The 17,510-nt window shown below is 63.3% G+C and carries 6 protein-coding genes; 1 reads left to right on the forward strand and 5 read right to left on the reverse strand.

Going from position 1 to position 17,510, the window contains the following annotated elements; genetic code table 11:
* Positions 1 to 88: 88 nt before the first annotated feature.
* Positions 89 to 9,514 (forward strand): immunoglobulin-like domain-containing protein, encoded by a 9,426-nt coding sequence (locus ACXJL8_RS11720; RefSeq protein ID WP_456685014.1) that lies wholly within the window; start codon positions 89 to 91, stop codon positions 9,512 to 9,514.
* Between the two features lie 61 nt (positions 9,515 to 9,575).
* On the opposite strand, the gene ACXJL8_RS11725 is transcribed toward ACXJL8_RS11720, so the two are convergent.
* From ACXJL8_RS11725 to ACXJL8_RS11745, 5 genes are all read right to left on the reverse strand, one after another.
* Entirely contained in the window at positions 9,576 to 10,490 is a 915-nt protein-coding gene (locus ACXJL8_RS11725; protein WP_456623345.1) for a transglutaminase-like cysteine peptidase, read from the reverse strand.
* A 321-nt stretch (positions 10,491 to 10,811) separates the two neighbouring features.
* Entirely contained in the window at positions 10,812 to 12,062 is a 1,251-nt protein-coding gene (locus ACXJL8_RS11730; RefSeq protein ID WP_456623344.1) for an HlyD family type I secretion periplasmic adaptor subunit, read from the reverse strand.
* Entirely contained in the window at positions 12,052 to 14,214 is a 2,163-nt protein-coding gene (locus ACXJL8_RS11735) for a type I secretion system permease/ATPase (protein WP_456685016.1), read from the reverse strand. Before ACXJL8_RS11735 ends, ACXJL8_RS11730 begins: the two co-directional genes overlap by 11 nt.
* Before the next feature lie 312 nt (positions 14,215 to 14,526).
* A complete protein-coding gene (locus ACXJL8_RS11740; protein WP_456685015.1) occupies positions 14,527 to 16,200 on the reverse strand; it encodes a TolC family outer membrane protein in 1,674 nt (557 codons plus the stop codon).
* A gap of 500 nt (positions 16,201 to 16,700) precedes the next feature.
* Positions 16,701 to 17,459 carry an SDR family NAD(P)-dependent oxidoreductase gene (locus ACXJL8_RS11745; RefSeq protein WP_456623342.1) on the reverse strand — a complete coding sequence of 253 codons (759 nt, stop codon included), beginning with the start codon at positions 17,457 to 17,459 and terminating at the stop codon, positions 16,701 to 16,703.
* Positions 17,460 to 17,510: the final 51 nt, after the last annotated feature.

The following is a 17,510-nucleotide window of genomic DNA, read 5'->3' on the forward strand; positions in this document are numbered from 1 at the left end:
CAATAATCCCGGACACGATCCGCAGGGTCTCTTCGGTCTTCCCCTCGGGTACGCGCAGAGCAATGTCGCCGCGCTCACCATCGACAATGTGGACTTCGGCACCGACGGTGCGGCCAAGACGGGCGCCCAGCTCTTCTCGCTGACGCTGACCGATGCGCAGGGCCAGAGCACGACCGGCCCGGTCGATGCGATGCTCACCACGACGGAAGGGAAGGAGATCTTCCTGTTCCTCGAGAACGGCCTGATCGTGGGCCGTTACGACGGGGGCGATCCCGGCGATGACGTGACCGGCACCAACGATCCGGCCGCGTTTGCGATTGCGATCAACCCGGTGAGCGGCAAGGTGTCCGTCGTCCAGTATGTTTCGCTTCACCAGGACAGCGCCGATATCGGCGGCGATATCGATGAGGCGGTCTCGCTGGCAAACGCCCTCGGCCAGGTCAAGGCGACCGTGACGGTCACCGATGGCGACGGCGACCACGCGTCGGCGTCCGCCAACATTGGCGGTGACATCCGGTTCGAAGACGACGGCCCGCTGGTGGCGGCGACGCTGTCTCATAATTTCGGGGTGACGGCGGACGAGACACCGGGCAACCAGGCGAACGATGTTACCGGCCCGTTGCAGATCTTTGCGGACGTGCAGAATCCCGGCGATGATCCGGATAAGCCCGGGCCGGTGCTTGCCTACGCGACCAGTAACGGCGCTGCCCTGAGCATCCTGCCGTACTTTGGCGTCGACGGACCCGATCCGGCCGCGGCCATCACCTATTCGCTCGATCTGAAATCGTCCGATTCCGGCGTGACGTTGACGGATGGAACGGCGATTACGCTGTCGCTGGATAGCTCCGGCCGGGTGATCGGCACGGTGGGCACGGACAACGTGCATCCCGAACTGAGCGGCACCACCGCCTTTGCGGTGGCGATCGATCCGGTCTCCGGCAAGGTGTCGGTGGTCGAATATCTCTCGCTGCATCACTCCGATACGTCCAATCCCAACGATCAGGTTTCGCTGGCCGCCGGCTCGATCTCGGCCGTCGTAACGATCAAGGATGGCGATGGCGACACCGCGTCCGCGTCGGCAGATATTTCGAGCACGATCCACTTCAGGGACGACGGGCCGGCGCTGACGATCGGCACCGGCGTGACGGAGCCTGAATTTGTCGCACTCAAGCTGAATCTGGACGAGACGATCGGTCATTCGCCCGACCAATACAATGTCGGCGAGAGCGAGTCGGGCGGCGGCGCGCCGAACRGGATCGTCGACGACACGGCCAACGCCACCGTGACATTCACGACGAACGCAGCCTCGACCGCCCAGATCGGCGAGTTGAAGACCGGCGCGGGCCTGCTGGCGCCGTTGTTCACGAATGCGGTGATCGATTACGGGGCTGATGGTCCCGCCCTGGTCAATCCCGTCACGTCCGCGCTTAGCCTCGTCCTGACAGGCGCGCCCGAGGCGGGCGGCATCAAGACCAACCTCGTCGCGACCGCGCTGCTCGAAGGCACCTCACAGGCGCATCGGACCGTCTGGCTGACGCTCGAGGGCGGTCAGATCGTCGGCCGCGTCGGTCATGATACGCTGTCGACAGGCGATGATTTCGTCGTGCTGCGTATTTCCCTGAATTCGACCGATCCGGCCACGGCACGGCTCGTGGTCGATCAATTCCTGCCGATCGATCACGACGCGTCGGAGCCCGCCGGGTCCCGGTTGCCCGAGAATCCCTCGCTGTTCGACGAGTCGATCTCGTTGCTGACGGCGATTGCCGGCCAGAGCGTCGGCGTGAAGCTGACGGTGACGGTGACCGACGGCGATGGTGACCATGTCACGAAATCGGCCACCGCGACTCTCATCGACAACGGCAATTCCATCGTCTCGATCGACGATTCCGGTCCGACGATCTCCGCTTCGGAGGCTTGCGTCGATACGCCGCTCAGCTATGTCGGCATCAAGGCGGGCAACGTCGACGAGCGCGGTCTCRATGGTCCGAGCGATCAGGACGCGCTGTTGTCCGGCGTCGGTCAGGGCAATGGCCCGAACGCGAACACGATCAATACGACGGGGAGCGATATCGGCGTCGGCAACCAGTCGATCGAGGGCCATGAGGTCCACGGCGGCAACGACCAGCCTGCGGAGATCCTGCGGCTCGACTTCGTCAACAATCTCACATTCTCTACCAATCCCTTCGCCTATAACGGGCACTATGAGGTTGATGCGGCCTCATTCACCATCCACCAGATCCAGGGCAATCCAAGCAATACGGCGACGGTCTTCGTCCAGGTCTTCAATGCCAATGACAACACCAATTTCAACGACGACGGCAATCCGCTGCCGATCACGCTGAACGACGTCACCGTGACCGGGGATGCCAGTTACACCAAGATTCCGGTCTATGACGGCAACACGCTGGTCGGCGTCGTCATCGTCGGCCTGAACGAGGGCGCCACCGTCACGGTCGACACGACCGACGACTTCAATCGTCTCGTCATCTCCAACTACGACAACGTCGCGTTCTCGAGCACGCCAAACGGCGCACCGACGCTTCCGGCCGACCCGAATGATCCTCAGGAGGACAATGTCGGTCATCCGTTCTCGGTGAGCGGCATTTCGTCCGTCGTGTGCGAGCCCGCCACGCTCAGCGTCACCCATGACGAGAGCGCGGGATTTACCCCGCAGTCCGGCCCGAACCCGGAGAACGACGTCGATCCCGCGACGGCTCCGAGCGTGCTGACGGCCGCGATTGCCGGCGCCCAGATCAGTACGGTTCTCGGCTACGCCGAGTCGACCGGCGCCGCCAACACTCTGTTCACGACGCCCGATTTTGGCACGGATGGACCCGGCCCGGCCGGGGGTGTGTCCTATCAACTGACGAATTCCGGCGGTGGCGGGTTCACCGGCCAGGATTCCGGCCTGAACACCACCGTCGGCAACCACGACATCTTCCTGTTCACGGATTCCACCAACCCGAACATCGTTTGGGGCGTCGACAGCAACAACTTCCAGACCGGCGAGAAGGTGTTCGCGCTTTATGTCGACACCGGCGGGCATCTGTGGGTCGCACAGTTCGCGGCCATCGCACACAATGTCGATGGCTCGACGCCTGCCGCCTATGACGACGAGGTCTCGATCACGAACGGCCTCGTGTACATCTCGGCGACCGCGACCGACGGGGACGGCGACACAGCCCATGCCGTTTCGCCCGCCGGGCTTCACATCAATTTCCAGGACGATGGCCCGCATGCCTTTGCGGAAGCGCCGCAGAATGTCCTCGAAGGTTCCGCGCCGGTCACCGGACAGCTCGACTTCGATCCGGGCGCTGACGGTGCGACCGTCACTGAGATCAACGGGGTGAACCTGTCCTTCGGTGAGGACGGGTATTCCCAGGCGATCGCGCTCGCCCATGGCAGTCTCCAGGTCACCGCGGACGGCGCCTACAAGTTCGTTGCGCAGCCCGACGACGTCTACAAAACCGGCGGCCCGGCGAACTTCACGTACACCGTGACCGATGGTGACGGAGATACGTCGGGATCGACGGTATCTTTCGTGGTCACCGACGACAGCGACCCGACCAAGGTGACGTTGAACGACGTGACGGTGAACGAAGGCGTCGGCACAGCGACGATCTCGGCGAGCGTGGATCATGCACCGCAGGGCAGCAATCTCGTGCTAACCTTAAGCAACGGCGCGACGATCACGATCCTTGCCGGTCAAACCACGGGCACCTCGACGCCGTTCGCRGTGCAGGGCGACGATCCCTATATCGACCACGAGAGCTATAGCGTCTCGGTCACCAATGCGACCGGCGGCAATTACGAGGTGCTGAATACGACCGACACGGCGACGGTGACGGTCAATGACACGATCAACACGAACTTCATAACGCTGCACGATGTCGCGGTATTCGAGAACCAGACGTTCGTGTACACGGCGCACATGGACTACGCGTCGATGACGCCGTTCACGGTGACGCTGAACAATGGCGTGAACATCACCTTCGCGCCCGGTCAGTTGATCGCGTCGTCCGATCCGCAGCCCGCGCAAGGCGAAGACGTGTACCTGGACGCCAGCGCGACCCAGGTCTCGATCGCCGGCACCTCCGGCGGCAATTTCGAGGCGGTGAATTACGCAACCTACGGCCACGCGACGGTCACGATCAAGGACACGCTCGATCCGACCACGGTGACGTTGAACGACGTGACGGTGAACGAGGGTGTCGGCACGGCGACGATTTCGGCCAGCGTGGATCATGCGCCGCAGGGCAGCAACCTCGTGCTGACCTTGAGCAACAATGCGACGATCACGATCCTTGCCGGTCAGACCACGGGCACCTCGACGCCGTTCGCGGTGCAGGGCGACGATCCCTATGTCGACCACGAGAGCTACAGCGTCTCGGTCACCGGCGCGACCGGCGGGAATTATGAAACGCTGAACACGGCCGACACGGCGACGGTGACGGTCAACGACACCATCAACACCAACTTCGTGACGCTGCACGATGTCGTGATGTTCGAGAACCAGACGATCGTTTATACGGCGCACATGGACTACGCGTCGCTGACGCCGTTCACGGTAACGCTGAACAATGGCGCGAACATCACCTTCGCGCCCGGCCAGTTGACCGCAACGTCAGATCCGCAGTCGGCGCAGGGCGAAGACGTCTATGTGGACGGCCAGGTCATCCCAGTCTCGATCGCCAGCACGTCCGGCGGCAATTTCGAGGCGGTCAACACCACGACCTACGGCCACGCCACGGTCACGATCAAGGACACGATCGACCCGACCACGGTGACGTTGAACGACGTGACCGTGAATGAGGGCGTCGGCACGGCGACGATCTCGGCCAGCGTCGATCATGCGCCGCAGGGCAGCAACCTCGTGCTGGCACTGAGCAACGGCGCCACGATCACCATTCTCGACGGCCAGACCACCGGAACCTCGACGCCRTTCGCGGTGCAGGGCGATGATCCCTATGTCGATCACGAGAGCTACAGCGTCTCGGTCACCGGTGCGACCGGCGGCAATTACGAAGCGCTGAACACGACCGACACGGCGACGGTGACGGTCAATGATACCATCACCACCAACTTCGTGACGCTGGACGACGTGGTGGTGTTYGAGAACCAGACGTTCGCCTACACGGCGCACATGGACTACGCGTCGCTGACGCCGTTCACGGTGACGTTGAACAACGGCGTGAACATCACCTTCGCGCCCGGCCAGTTTACCGCAACGTCGGACCCGCAGCCGGCACAAGGCGAAGACGTCTATGTGGACGGCCAAGTGATCCCAGTCTCGATCGCCAGCACGTCCGGCGGCAATTTCGAGGCGGTCAACATCACGACCTACGGCAACGCTACGGTCACGATCAAGGACACGATCGACCCGACCACGGTGACGTTGAACGACGTGACGGTGAACGAGGGCGTCGGCACGGCGACGATTGCTGCCAGCGTCGATCATGCGCCGCAGGGCAGCAACCTCGTGCTGGCACTGAGCAATGGCGCCACGATCACCATCCTCGACGGCCAGACCACCGGAACCTCGACGCCGTTCGCGGTGCAGGGCGACGATCCCTATGTCGATCACGAGAGCTACAGCGTCTCGGTCACCGGTGCGACCGGCGGCAATTACGAGGCGCTGAACACGACCGACACGGCGACGGTGACGGTCAACGACACCATCACCACCAACTTCGTGACGCTGGACGACGTGGTGGTGTTCGAGAACCAGACGTTCGCCTATACGGCGCATATGAACTATGCGTCGCTGACGCCGTTCACGGTGACGCTGAACAACGGCGTGAACATCACCTTCGCGCCCGGTCAGTTTACCGCAACGTCGGACCCGCAGCCGGCGCAGGGCGATGACGTCTACCTGGATGGCCAGGCGACCCAGGTCTCGATCGCCGGCACGTCCGGCGGCAATTTCGAGGCGGTGAATTACTCAACCTACGGCCACGCCACCGTTACGACCAAGGACACGATCGACCCGGTGACGGCGACGCTGACGGCGACACCGTCGACCAGCGAGCAGGGCGGCTCGATCACCTACACGGTGACGCTGACCAGCGGGCTGAGCCCGTTTACGCCGACCGGCAATCTGGACTTCACCCTGGCCAACGGCGAGCACGTCATCGTGCAGGCGGGYCAGGCCAGYGGCTCGACGACGATCTCGGTCAACGAGGACGATGTCTATATCGACACCCATCCGGTGACGAACARCATTGTCARCCATACCGGAGGCAGCGAGTACGAGAGCCTRGTSACSAAYCCGGCGACGGTGACSACGACGATCACCGACGACAGCGACCCGACCACGGTGACGTTGAACGACGTGACGGTGAACGAGGGTGTCGGCACGGCGACGATTTCGGCCAGCGTGGATCATGCGCCGCAGGGCAGCAATCTCGTGCTGACCTTGAGCAACAATGCGACGATCACGATCCTTGCTGGTCAGACCACGGGCAGCTCGACGCCGTTCGCAGTGCAGGGCGACGATCCCTATGTCGATCACGAGAGCTACAGCGTCTCGGTCACCGGCGCGACCGGCGGCAATTACGAGGCGCTGAACACGACCGACACGGCGACGGTGACGGTCAACGACACCATCAACACCAACTTCGTGACCCTCGACAACGTCGTGGCGTTCGAGAACCAGACGTTCGTTTACACGGCGCACATGAACTACGTGTCGCTGACGCCGTTCACGGTAACGCTGAACAATGGCGTGAACATCACCTTCGCGCCCGGTCAGTCGACTGCGTCGTCCGGTCCGCAGCCGGCGCAGGGTGATGACGTCTACCTGGATGGCAGCGCGACCCAGGTCTCGATCGCCGGCACCTCCGGCGGCAATTTCGAGGCGGTGAACTATACCACCTACGGCAACGCCACGGTTACGATCAAGGACACGATCGACGACACGACGGTGAGCCTGACGGCGACGCCGAGCATCACGGAAGCGGACACCAGCATCACCTACACGGCGACGCTGGGCCATCCGGCGCAGGCGGGCCAGCCGGTGACGGTGACGCTGTCGACCGGCGACGTCATCACGATCGCAGGTGGCGCCAGCAGCGGCTCGGTGGTGCACACGGTCGTGCCGAACGAGGACGTCTATCTCGACCCGACCTCGGTCAGCGCGTCGATCAGCACGGCGACCGGCGGCAATTTCGAGCACCTGGTCGTGAACAGCACGCCCGCGGTGACGCAGATCGCCGACACGATCAACCCGGTCACCGCCACGCTGACGACCTCCACCACGACCATCTCGGAGTACGGCGGTTCGATCACTTATACCGTGACGCTGTCGAGCGGGCTGAGCCCGTTCACCCCGAACTCACCGCTGGATGTCTTGTTGAGCAATGGCGAGCACGTCATCATTGCCGCGAACGCGAGCAGCGGTTCGGTCACCAGGACGTACACCGACGCGGAGGTTACCAGCCAGGTCTCGATCGTCGATTCCATCAACAGTGTCAGCGGTGGCGCGCAGTATGAGCAGTTGCTGACCACGGGAACGACAATCGTTCCGGTCGTCTATTCACCGACAATTGCCGTCGGGCCGAACAACGGCTTGCCCGAAGACACGCAGGAGGGAATCCAGTTCACGGCGAGCGTAGGTAGCAGCTCGCATGTCACGCAGATCGTCGTCTCCGGTCTCACCGGATGGACCGTGGATGCGACGGCGGCCAACATCGCGCTCACGGGAGGCGGTGGCACCGCCTCGGTCAGCGGCACCTCGTTCAGTAGCGGCGTGTTGACCATCAACATCACCGGTGCGGCCGACGGTGCGGCCGTAACGGCGGCGGTGCTGATGTCGCCGCCGCTCAACAGCGACGTCGACGCAACGGTGTCGATGACGGCGACGGCCGCGCAGGGGGCGACGACGGCCACCAGCGCCGCAACTCCGGGCACGATCTACGTCGACGCCGTCGCGGATGCGCCCGCACCGGTGACCGGCCAGAGCCACATCATCTTCGTCAAGGACTCGGCCAGCGACTCCAACTCGGCATTCAGCAATGGCGAGACCGGGTCGCTGCAGGTCAAGGCGACACTCGGGGACGTGCACGACGGGTCGGAGACCCACGTGCTGGATATCCATCTGCAGACCGGCTTTACGGCCAGCCTTGCCGCCAGCGGCACCATCGCCGGGACCTACAACGGTGTCAGCACGAACTTCAGCTACACCTACAGCAGCGGGACCGGGGATATCCACATCATCGTTCCCAACGATACGGCCCTGAACCAGAACGTAGGCCAGACCGCCACGATCGATCTGAGCTTCGCCGTGACGGCGCCATTGACCGGCACGCTGCCGGACAATTTGAACTTCAGCATCACGGCAACCTCGACGGAATCGACCTTGTCCGGTGGCGGCGTCGGTGCTGCCAACGCCGACCTGACCACCGACAACGTGGCCACGTTCCTCGACAGCTCGGCCATTCCGGCCGCCAGGCTGCTATCGGGTGCGTTCAAGACCAACACGAACAGCAGTGTGCAGGAGGCGGTTCTCAGCTTTATCGACGAGGCGCAGCCCCTGGATGCATTCGCGCAGCTTATGACGTTCCAGGGCACCGGCCAGGCTTCCACTTTCGCCGGCGATGCGGGTTTCAATATCACCGGCTCGCATACGTTCGAGGTCGTCCTGGACGCCGCCTTTACCGCCACGAGCCAGGTCAACGTAACGGATTTCACGTTGAACAACGTTACGATGGACAAGGGCGGGTCCGGTGTCACAACCAAGATTGAATATCTGCTGAGCGGCAACACGGCGGAAGCGCTGACATCAGAGATCGTTCTCGACGGTGCTCACAACGCGGACACCTATGTGAACTCGCTGGATGGATCCAGTGCCGCCAACAACCCGCTGACCGGCACTGCTGTTAACGGCAACTATGTCTATGGTTTCAGCGGCGATGACACTCTGGTCGGTGGGACCGGAAATACCTTCCTGAACGGCGGCGCCGGCGCTGACGTCATCACGGGCGGCAGCAAGAACGACGTCATCGTGTTCGATACGAACGATACCAGCGTCAACGGTGGCGCCGGCTTCGACATCCTGCGTATCGACGAGGGAGCGATCTACAACAGCTCCTTCCAGGTGAGCGGCGCGCCGACCGGCGGTCTCTCCTCGGGCAATTCGCACGTCACCGGCGGCGTCCGGCTGTACGACGTCGATTTGTCGACGGAAAACCTGACCAACCTGGAAGCCATCCTGCTCACGGCGGAGGCTTCCGCCAGCAGTTCGTTCGGCACCGAGCTGCACGGGCTGACGGCTTCCAACGTGGTGGCTTTCACCGGTGGGGCAGGCGCGATCAACAGCCAGACCGGCACGGCCAATACGCTGTTCGTGATCGGATCGGGAGGCGACGACGTCGAGCTGACCGGCTTCACCGAGACCGCAGCGACCCACACCTCTGCGGGCGGGCAGGTCTTCCACCAATGGGTCTCGACCAGCGGCCCTGCGGCCACGTTGTTCATCGACAATGACCTGCAGGTGAATCACGCCGCGCAGGCCTAGCCGGCGGAACGGCGTAATCGACATTGGAAAGCGGCTCGATGAGAGCCGCTTTCTCTTTGTCTCACATCAGCAGCGGAAGGGCGCCGGGCCAGGCGCTGCCGGCAGCGACGTCCGCATTACCCCATTCCGCCGCTTCGTCGCTGGCGGCGGGCGCCGCTTCCGCGGGGCCCGCGGACCGGCGTTGGGCATAGGGCGCGGCGAACAGATGGACACCGGCGTGGTCGATCGCGAACAGCGGAGCCAGGTTCGTCGCCCCTGAATCCTCGATCAGCTCGGAGCGCCGGTTGTCCAGCACGAGCCATTGCCCGTCGACGCGCGCGGCGAGCACCGCATGGTCCTGACGCACGGCGCGATCGCGGACCAGCACGAGCCGCAGATCTTCGCGCGGAAACCCGGCTTCGCGCAGCGCGACGTATTTCGCGATCGCATAGTCTTCGCAATCGCCCTTGGCCGTCGCGAAGGTCTCCAGCGGCGAGCTCCAGCGGTCGGCTTCGCCGTGCTGCGCATGGTCGCTCACGTAGCGGACGACCATGTTGACCGCGCGGTTGGCCTCGTCGAGCTTTGCGCGTCCCGATTTCGATTTGACGGCGCCGATCAATCGCAGGAACTGCGCGGCGTTCGAGGGGCAATTGCCGGCGTCGGCCTCGCACTGCCTCAGCGTCTCTGCGTCCCTGGACAGCCTGGCCTCGAGTCCCCGCCATTTCTGCCACAAGAGACCTTCGGGCGCGCGGAAGGTGAAGAGGCCGAACGGCTCGTCACCTTTCGCCGGCGCCGGCTTGGGCTCCGGGGCCGCGTCGGTCGCAATATTGGAAGGCGTCAGCGCCGCGAAACGGACCGCATTCGGTCCGCGGCCGCGCATGGCATCGAGCTTCGCCAGCACGTCGTTGATGCGGAAGAACGTCGCCGGAGCACGCGCTGCCGCGTCGATGGCCGGCGCCGGCGTTTCCTGGGCATCCAGAGCCATATCCTGAGCCATGGCGTCATCTGCCCGGGCAGGCGATGTCGCGCCTGCAACGATCAAGGCAGCCAGCCCGGCGCCAAGCGCGCACAGGCTTCCCCGCTGCAATTCCCAATGCAGTGTCATAGACGACGTCCCCTGCGCCGGGAGCGTCGTCAACGTCTATCGCGCCGATCCACGCCCCGATCCTGTTGTGGATCGAGACTGCGGTCTGGGACGCTTAGGCGCGGTTAAGATGGGAGAGGGGCGGGGGGATTGTCGCCGAGGCGGTCAATCGCTCGCTTCGAGCAACCGGCAAATTGTCGGTCCAGCCTCTACCTTTCGTTAACCCTGGCGCGCTCAGCGCTCGCGCAGGGCTTCGTCCCGCAGCGTGCGGGCCGGTCTCACCAGATAATCGAGAACCGATTTCTCACCGGTCAGGACTTCAACGGTCGTGACCATGCCGGGAATGATCGGAAGCGGCTTCTGTTCCGTGCCCAGATGGTTCTTCTCCGTCCGCACCATGACGCGGTAGAAGCTCTCCTGGCGCTCCGGCGTCTTTTCGGCCTTTTCGTCGACGATGGTGTCGGCGCTGATCCGTTCGACCTTGCCCTTCAGCGAGCCATAGACCGACGAATCGTAGGCTGAGATCTTCACCACGGCGTCCTGGCCGGGCCGAATGAAGGCGATGTCCTGGGGCTTGATGCGACCTTCGACCAGCAGGGTATCGTCGAGAGGAACGATGTCCATCACATTGGCGCCGGGCTGCACGACGGCCCCCACGGTGGTCACGTTCAATTTGTTGATGATGCCATGCACCGGGGCCTTCAGGTCGGTTCGCCGAACCCGGTCCTGCGCCGATTTGATGTTTTCGTCGAGCACGGCCAGGTCGCCCTTCGACTTGGCAAGATCCTCATCCGCCTGGGAGCGGAAAGAAGAGATCGTGCTCGCGATCTTGGATTGGGATTCCGCGAGCTGCCCTCTCATCTCGGTCGCTTGCCGGTCGAGGCGCAACATCTCGATCTCCGGCACGACCTTCTGCTCGTACAGCTTGCGCGTCAGAGCCAATTCCCGGTCCAGCAATTTCAGGGTGCCGGTCAGCCGGGTGACCTGCTGGTTCAGGACGTCGACATCCTGCGCCAGTTTCTGCGCGCGCATCCTGAACACGCTGCTTTCCGTAGCCACGGCGGACGGCACGACCTGGTCGAGTTGATCGGGGAAGGTCAACTCGCTTTTGCCCCTGGCTTCGGCTTCCAATCGCGTCACACGCGCCGCCATCGCGGCGCGCCGTTCGCGGATCTCGCCGAACTCGGACGCGAACTTGGTATCGTCGATGCGCATCAGGGATTGTCCCTGCTGGACGATCGCGCCCTCCTGCACGAGGATGTCGCCGACGATGCCGCCTTCGAGCGACTGCACCACCTGCATCTGGCGCGAGGGGACCACGCGACCATTGCCTCGCTTGACCTCGTCGAGCACGGCGAAATGAGCCCAGGTCAGGAATGCCACGAGCAGGGCGAGGGAGGCCGCGAGCAGCATGCGCGAGGTCCGCGGCGCGCGAAGCGCGGCAGCAGCCCGAACGTCGTTGGCAAAGGCGAAATCAGACGACATTGGTTCTAGCCATGGGGGAGGCCGGTTGCGCGGTAGCCGGCGGTGGCGGGGTCTCACTCGCAGTCGACGTCGCCGGCTTGCCCTGCAGGAGCGCGAGAACCTTGTCGCGCGGGCCGTCGGCGATCAGCCGGCCGTTGTCGAACAACAGCAGGYGATCGACCATGTTGAGCAGCGAAAGCCGATGCGTCGAGATCAGGATCGTCATTTGCTCGTCGCGCAGCGTCTTCAGGCGTTCGAGAAATTCGGCTTCGGTGCGGATGTCGAAATGTGCGGTCGGTTCGTCCAGGAACAGTATCTTGGGCTTCCTGATGAGCACGCGCGCGAGGCCGATCGCCTGCTTCTGGCCGCCCGAGAGGCTGCGGCCGCCTTCGGAGATCGGCATGTCGTAGCCCAAGGGGTGGCCCGCGATGAACGCCTCGACGCCCGACAGGCGCGCGGCGGCCAGGACTTCCTCGTCGCTCGCCTCGGGTTTGCCCAACGCGATATTGTCGCGCAGCTTTCCGAAGAACAGCTCGGTATCCTGCATCGCGAAGCCGACCCCGTGGCGAAGGTCGGACGGATCGTATTGCCGCGAATCCACGCCGTCGACGAGGATGCGGCCTTCCTGCGCCTCGTAGAAGCCCAACAGAAGCCGCCCCACAGTCGTCTTGCCGGATCCGACGCGTCCGATGATGCCGACTTTCTCGCCGCCCTTGATCTGGAAGGAAACCTTGTCGAGCGCCTTGCCGGGTGCATTGGGGTAGGTGAAGCTGACGCCGTCGAAAGCGATTGCACCGTCCCGGATCCTTCGGGAGACGTAGGCGCGCGCGGGAGATCGCTCGCGCTCCAGCGACATGATGCGATCGATGGCCTTCAACGAGCTCAGCGTTTGCGTTCCGCGCGTGATCACCGATGCGATTCCCGCGATCGGGGCCAGAATGCGCCCGGCCAGCATGTTCGCCGCCACCAGCGCGCCGACCGTGAGCTTGCCGTCGAGGATGAGGAAGACACCGACGACGATCAGGCCGAGGCTGGTGAGCTGCTGCGCCGTATTGGCGCTCGTGAGCGCGAGCGAGGCCCAGAAATGGACGTCTTCGCCGGAGCGGGCCGTTGCCGCGACCGATCGTTCCCAGGCTGTCTGCATCCGGGCCTCGGCGCCGGTCGCGCGTATCGTCTCAATGCCAGACAGCGACTCGACCAGCACGCCATGCCGGGCCGCCGCTTCAGCCTGCTGACGCTTCATGGCCCGGTCGAGCGGACGCTGCAGTGCCAGGCCGATCAGGAGCATCACCGGCAGCATCACCAGAGGTATCCAGGCAAGCGGGCCGGCGATGACGAAGAGAACGCCTATGAACAGGAAAGCAAACAGCAGATCCGTCGCGGAGACGACGCTGCCGGAGGTGAAGAACTCGCGAACCGAATCGAAGTCACGCAACTGATTGGCGACGATGCCCACCGAGGGGGGGCGCTGCGCCATCTTCACGCCCATGATGTGCTCGAAGATGTTGGCAGCGAGGATGACGTCGATCGTCTTGCCGGTGACGTCGATCATGCGGCTGCGAACCGTTCGGAAGATAAAGTCGAACGCTATCGCCAACCCCATTCCGATCGAGAGCGCAATGAGCGAGGGAATTGCGCCATTCGGAACGACGCGGTCGTAAACGCTCATGGTGAAGAGCGGCGTCGCCAGCGCGAGCATATTGATCAGAAAGGCGCCGAGCGCGATGTGTCCGTAGCTGCGCCAATGCAGCTTCACCACCGACCAAAACCAGTGGCTCCGCGGCAGATCGCCGGCAGCGACGGCGCGCGCGTTGCTCTCCAACGCAGCCCTGACGAAGAATGCGTATCCGGTGTATCCTGACGAGATCGACCGGATCGCTTGGAACTCGGGCGTGTAGTCCGTCAGGGATGGGTTGAGGACCTTGACGCCGCTCCGGGTCTGATCGAACTCCAGGAGGACGAGGGTCGTCCCGTCCTTCATGATCAGGACGGCCGGCAGCACCAGCGCTGGAATGTCGGCAATGTCCCGCTTGACGGCTTCGGTTTCGAGCCCCGCGCGCCGGGCTGCGCGATCGTAGAGCGGGACCGACAACCGCCCGTCGACGATCGGCAGGCCGCCCAGCAACGCCTCGTGGCTAACAGCGCGGCCATGATACGAGGCGAGGTACACCAGCGATGCGGCAAGCGGGTCGTCCCTTTCGAGACGATCATTCGTTTGCCTGGGTTGAGACGCAACCGTTGTCTCCGCAACGGGGCGGTCAGGCGTGCGCCTTGACTCGGATGATCGAAATAACAAGTGCCAATGCCCAAAATGAAATGACACGGAGCAGAAAGCAAACCGTCCTTCCAGGATAGCGGAAACGCAGTAGAATCATTTGGTTAATCGGCAAAAACGCGACTAAAGGTTAATCCGCAAGTCGCCCTTCGCCGTTCGGCGGCACTGCAAAACGTGTTCGCGCCACGCCTCCATTCGCGGAAGTCGGGACTATCTCTGAACCGGGTCGAACGCCGTCGCGAGCCAATGCGGCTTCTTGTCCGCCGCATACGCGACAACGGGAGCGGCGGGCAGGATGACAGGATCATTGCTGCTGCGCTGCTGCGTGAACCATTCCGATACGCCGACCATACTTGGCTGATATGCCCACTTCGGCCAGCGGTCCCTGAAGGCGTCAGGCTCAGGCGCTTCACTGGCATAACCCAGACGCTTGGCCACCGGCGCGGGCGCAGGCACCGGGACGTTCAGCGGCTCGGAGCCGGTCTGAGGCAGCTTCACGCGAAGCGTGGGAGCCTTGTAGTCGGGAGTTGCGAAAATCCCGAGGTCCATCGGCGCCGAATCGACYGGCGGGGGAGCCTTCAGGTATTCAAGCAACGTGCCCATCGCCGCGAGGAGTTGATAATCGGCGAACACCACGACGCCGCGTGCCGACGTCAGCGAAACGACCGCATTGAAGTACTGGTTCTGAGCATTCAAAAGGTCGATCAGCGATCGCTGACCGAGTTCATATTCCTTCTGATATGCCGCAATGGCCTTCCGATCGGCCTCAATTTGCCGCACCAGTGCCGCGATCCGTGTCGCCGTGACCGTGCGGGCCGCCCAGGCCTTATCGATGGACTCGATGGCATCGCGCTGGAGACGCGCGTGGCGCGCAGTGCTTTCGACGTAGCGTTCGGCCATCTCGGATCRCCGCCAGACATCCTGACCGCCCCGGAAGACATCCCAGGACATCACGACCTTGCCGCTGTAGTCGTCGTGAGTGACGCCGAGGTAAGGATAGGTATTGTCGTTGTGTGTCGCCCGGCCCTCGAGCGAGAAGGTCGGAACAAAGGCGCCGTCAGTCACGCGAAACGCATGCTTGGCCGCATCAGCGTCCGACTGCGCGGCCTGAATGGTGGGATTGAACCGCACAGTGGTTGCGAGCGCCTCATCGCGGGTCGACGGCAAGCCGCCGAGAGGCCCCGGGAAACGCAGGTTGAGGGGTTCAAGTCCCACGACCTTGCGGTACTTGGCGCGGGACTCGTCCAGGCTGCGGCGGAATTCAGCGAGTGTTGCGCGCGCATTCTCAACGCGTTCGCGCGCCTGTTCGAGATCGCCTTCACCCGCGCGGCCGCCGGAAAAGCGGGTATTGACGTTGGCGAATATCTTCTCATGGGCGGCGACATTCTGTTCGGCGAGCGTCACCAGCCGCAGATAGCGAACCACGTCGATATAGGCTTCAGCTGCGTCCAAAGCGATCAGCTCGGTGCGCTCGCGCACCCGGAACGCGGCTGCATTAACGCGTGCCGTCTGGCGCCAGATGTCGTGAATCGATGCGAAGCCGTCGAACAAGATTTGCCGCACGACGACGGATTCCTGGGATCCGTTTCGCCACGAACCATTCCCGGCGACAGGAATGGGCAGGGCGGTACTGGTCGACACGGCCGCGCTCTGGTCAAATTTCTCGGGACCCCAGCGCGCTTCCACGCGCACCTGCGGAAGAAGCGTGCTCTGGGTCTGACGAAGCTCACTCTCGGTGGCACGACGGTTGGCAGACGCTTCGCCGACCCCCGGATTGGTGTGAACGGCCTGCTTCAAGGCGTCGTTGATCGAGAACGGCTCCGCTACGGCGCCGCTGCATGGAAGGAGAAACAATGCACCTGAAAAGAGAATGCGCCTAAACAATTTGGTCCTCCCCCCCTCTCCGAGCAATTCGGTCGCGGGGCCCCCCGGGAAATTGGCTTCAGCTTGGCAAGGACTGGAACGACAAGCTAGGAAAAACTAGAAAGCTGAACAAATCGTAGGCGCCCTTGTCGCATTTTTGCCACTCAGAAGACATCGAAAGGGTGGCATGGTACCTCGCCGCCAAGCCGCGGGCCGCGGATGACGCCAATTTGGGCTTTGCTGTCGTAGGTTACTCCTCTCACACCAATCGAACGCCCATCGATTCTCGCCGGAGTGCGTTCAATTCGCATAAGCTATTGATATATCATATAAATTACCCCGCGCGGTCGCCCATGGTGGATTGAGGCGCGAGCTCAGGTTTTCAAGTAATTGGAAGCCGGCGTGTGCACGAAATCCATCAAACGCAAATTTGAGCGTTTGAGCCGGCGGTTATCGAAAGCGGGTCTGGATGCCGAACGACCGGTTTGGCGCTCCCTGGTCCGCCACCATCTCAAAGCATCTCACACCCAGCCGCCATCGACGACGTAGTGCTGGGCGGTGCAGGCGGAGGCTTCGTCGGAGGCGAGGAAGACGGTGAATTTCGCAACCTCGTCCGGCACCAGCCGGCGCTTCAGGCACTGTCGCTGCTGCAGTTCGATCTCGCCCGCCGGCGTCATCCATTTCTCGAGCTGGCGCTCGGTCATGATCCAGCCCGGCGCGATCGCGTTCACCCGGATATTGTAGGGACCGTAGTCGCGGGCCAGGGAGCGCGTGAGGCCGACGACGCCAGATTTGCTGGCCGTGTATGCGGCCATGCCGCCTTGTCCGGCCATCCACGACACCGAGCCGAAATTGATGATGGCACCGGCATTCGCCGCCTTCATGTCCGGCAACACGGCTTGCGCCGCAAAGAACTGGTGCTTCAGGTTCACCGCGATGCGGTCGTCCCAATACTCCGGCGTCATCTCCTCGGTCTTGTGCCGTTCGTCGTGCGCGGCGTTGTTGATGAGGATGTTGATCGCACCATGCGCGTTGCGCGCTTCCGCGACGCCAGCGCGCAACGCGGCGATGTCAGTCAGGTCGACGCGCTGGAAATGCGCGCGGAGATCCTGATCCGACAGCTCGCGCGCCAGGCGTTGGCCCTCGTCGGCCTTGATGTCGAAGAACACCACATTGGATTTCTGTTGCGCAAAGCTCCGCACGATCGCAGCGCCAATTCCCGATGCACCACCGGTGACGAGAACGACCTTGCCGGCGAGGTCGGAATAAACGGCGGCCATGGGCACCTCCCGGCTTGCTTACGGGCGAAACGACGCGGCGCCCAATTGTCC

The sequence above is a fragment of the Bradyrhizobium sp. P5_C11_2 genome (assembly GCF_054049755.1).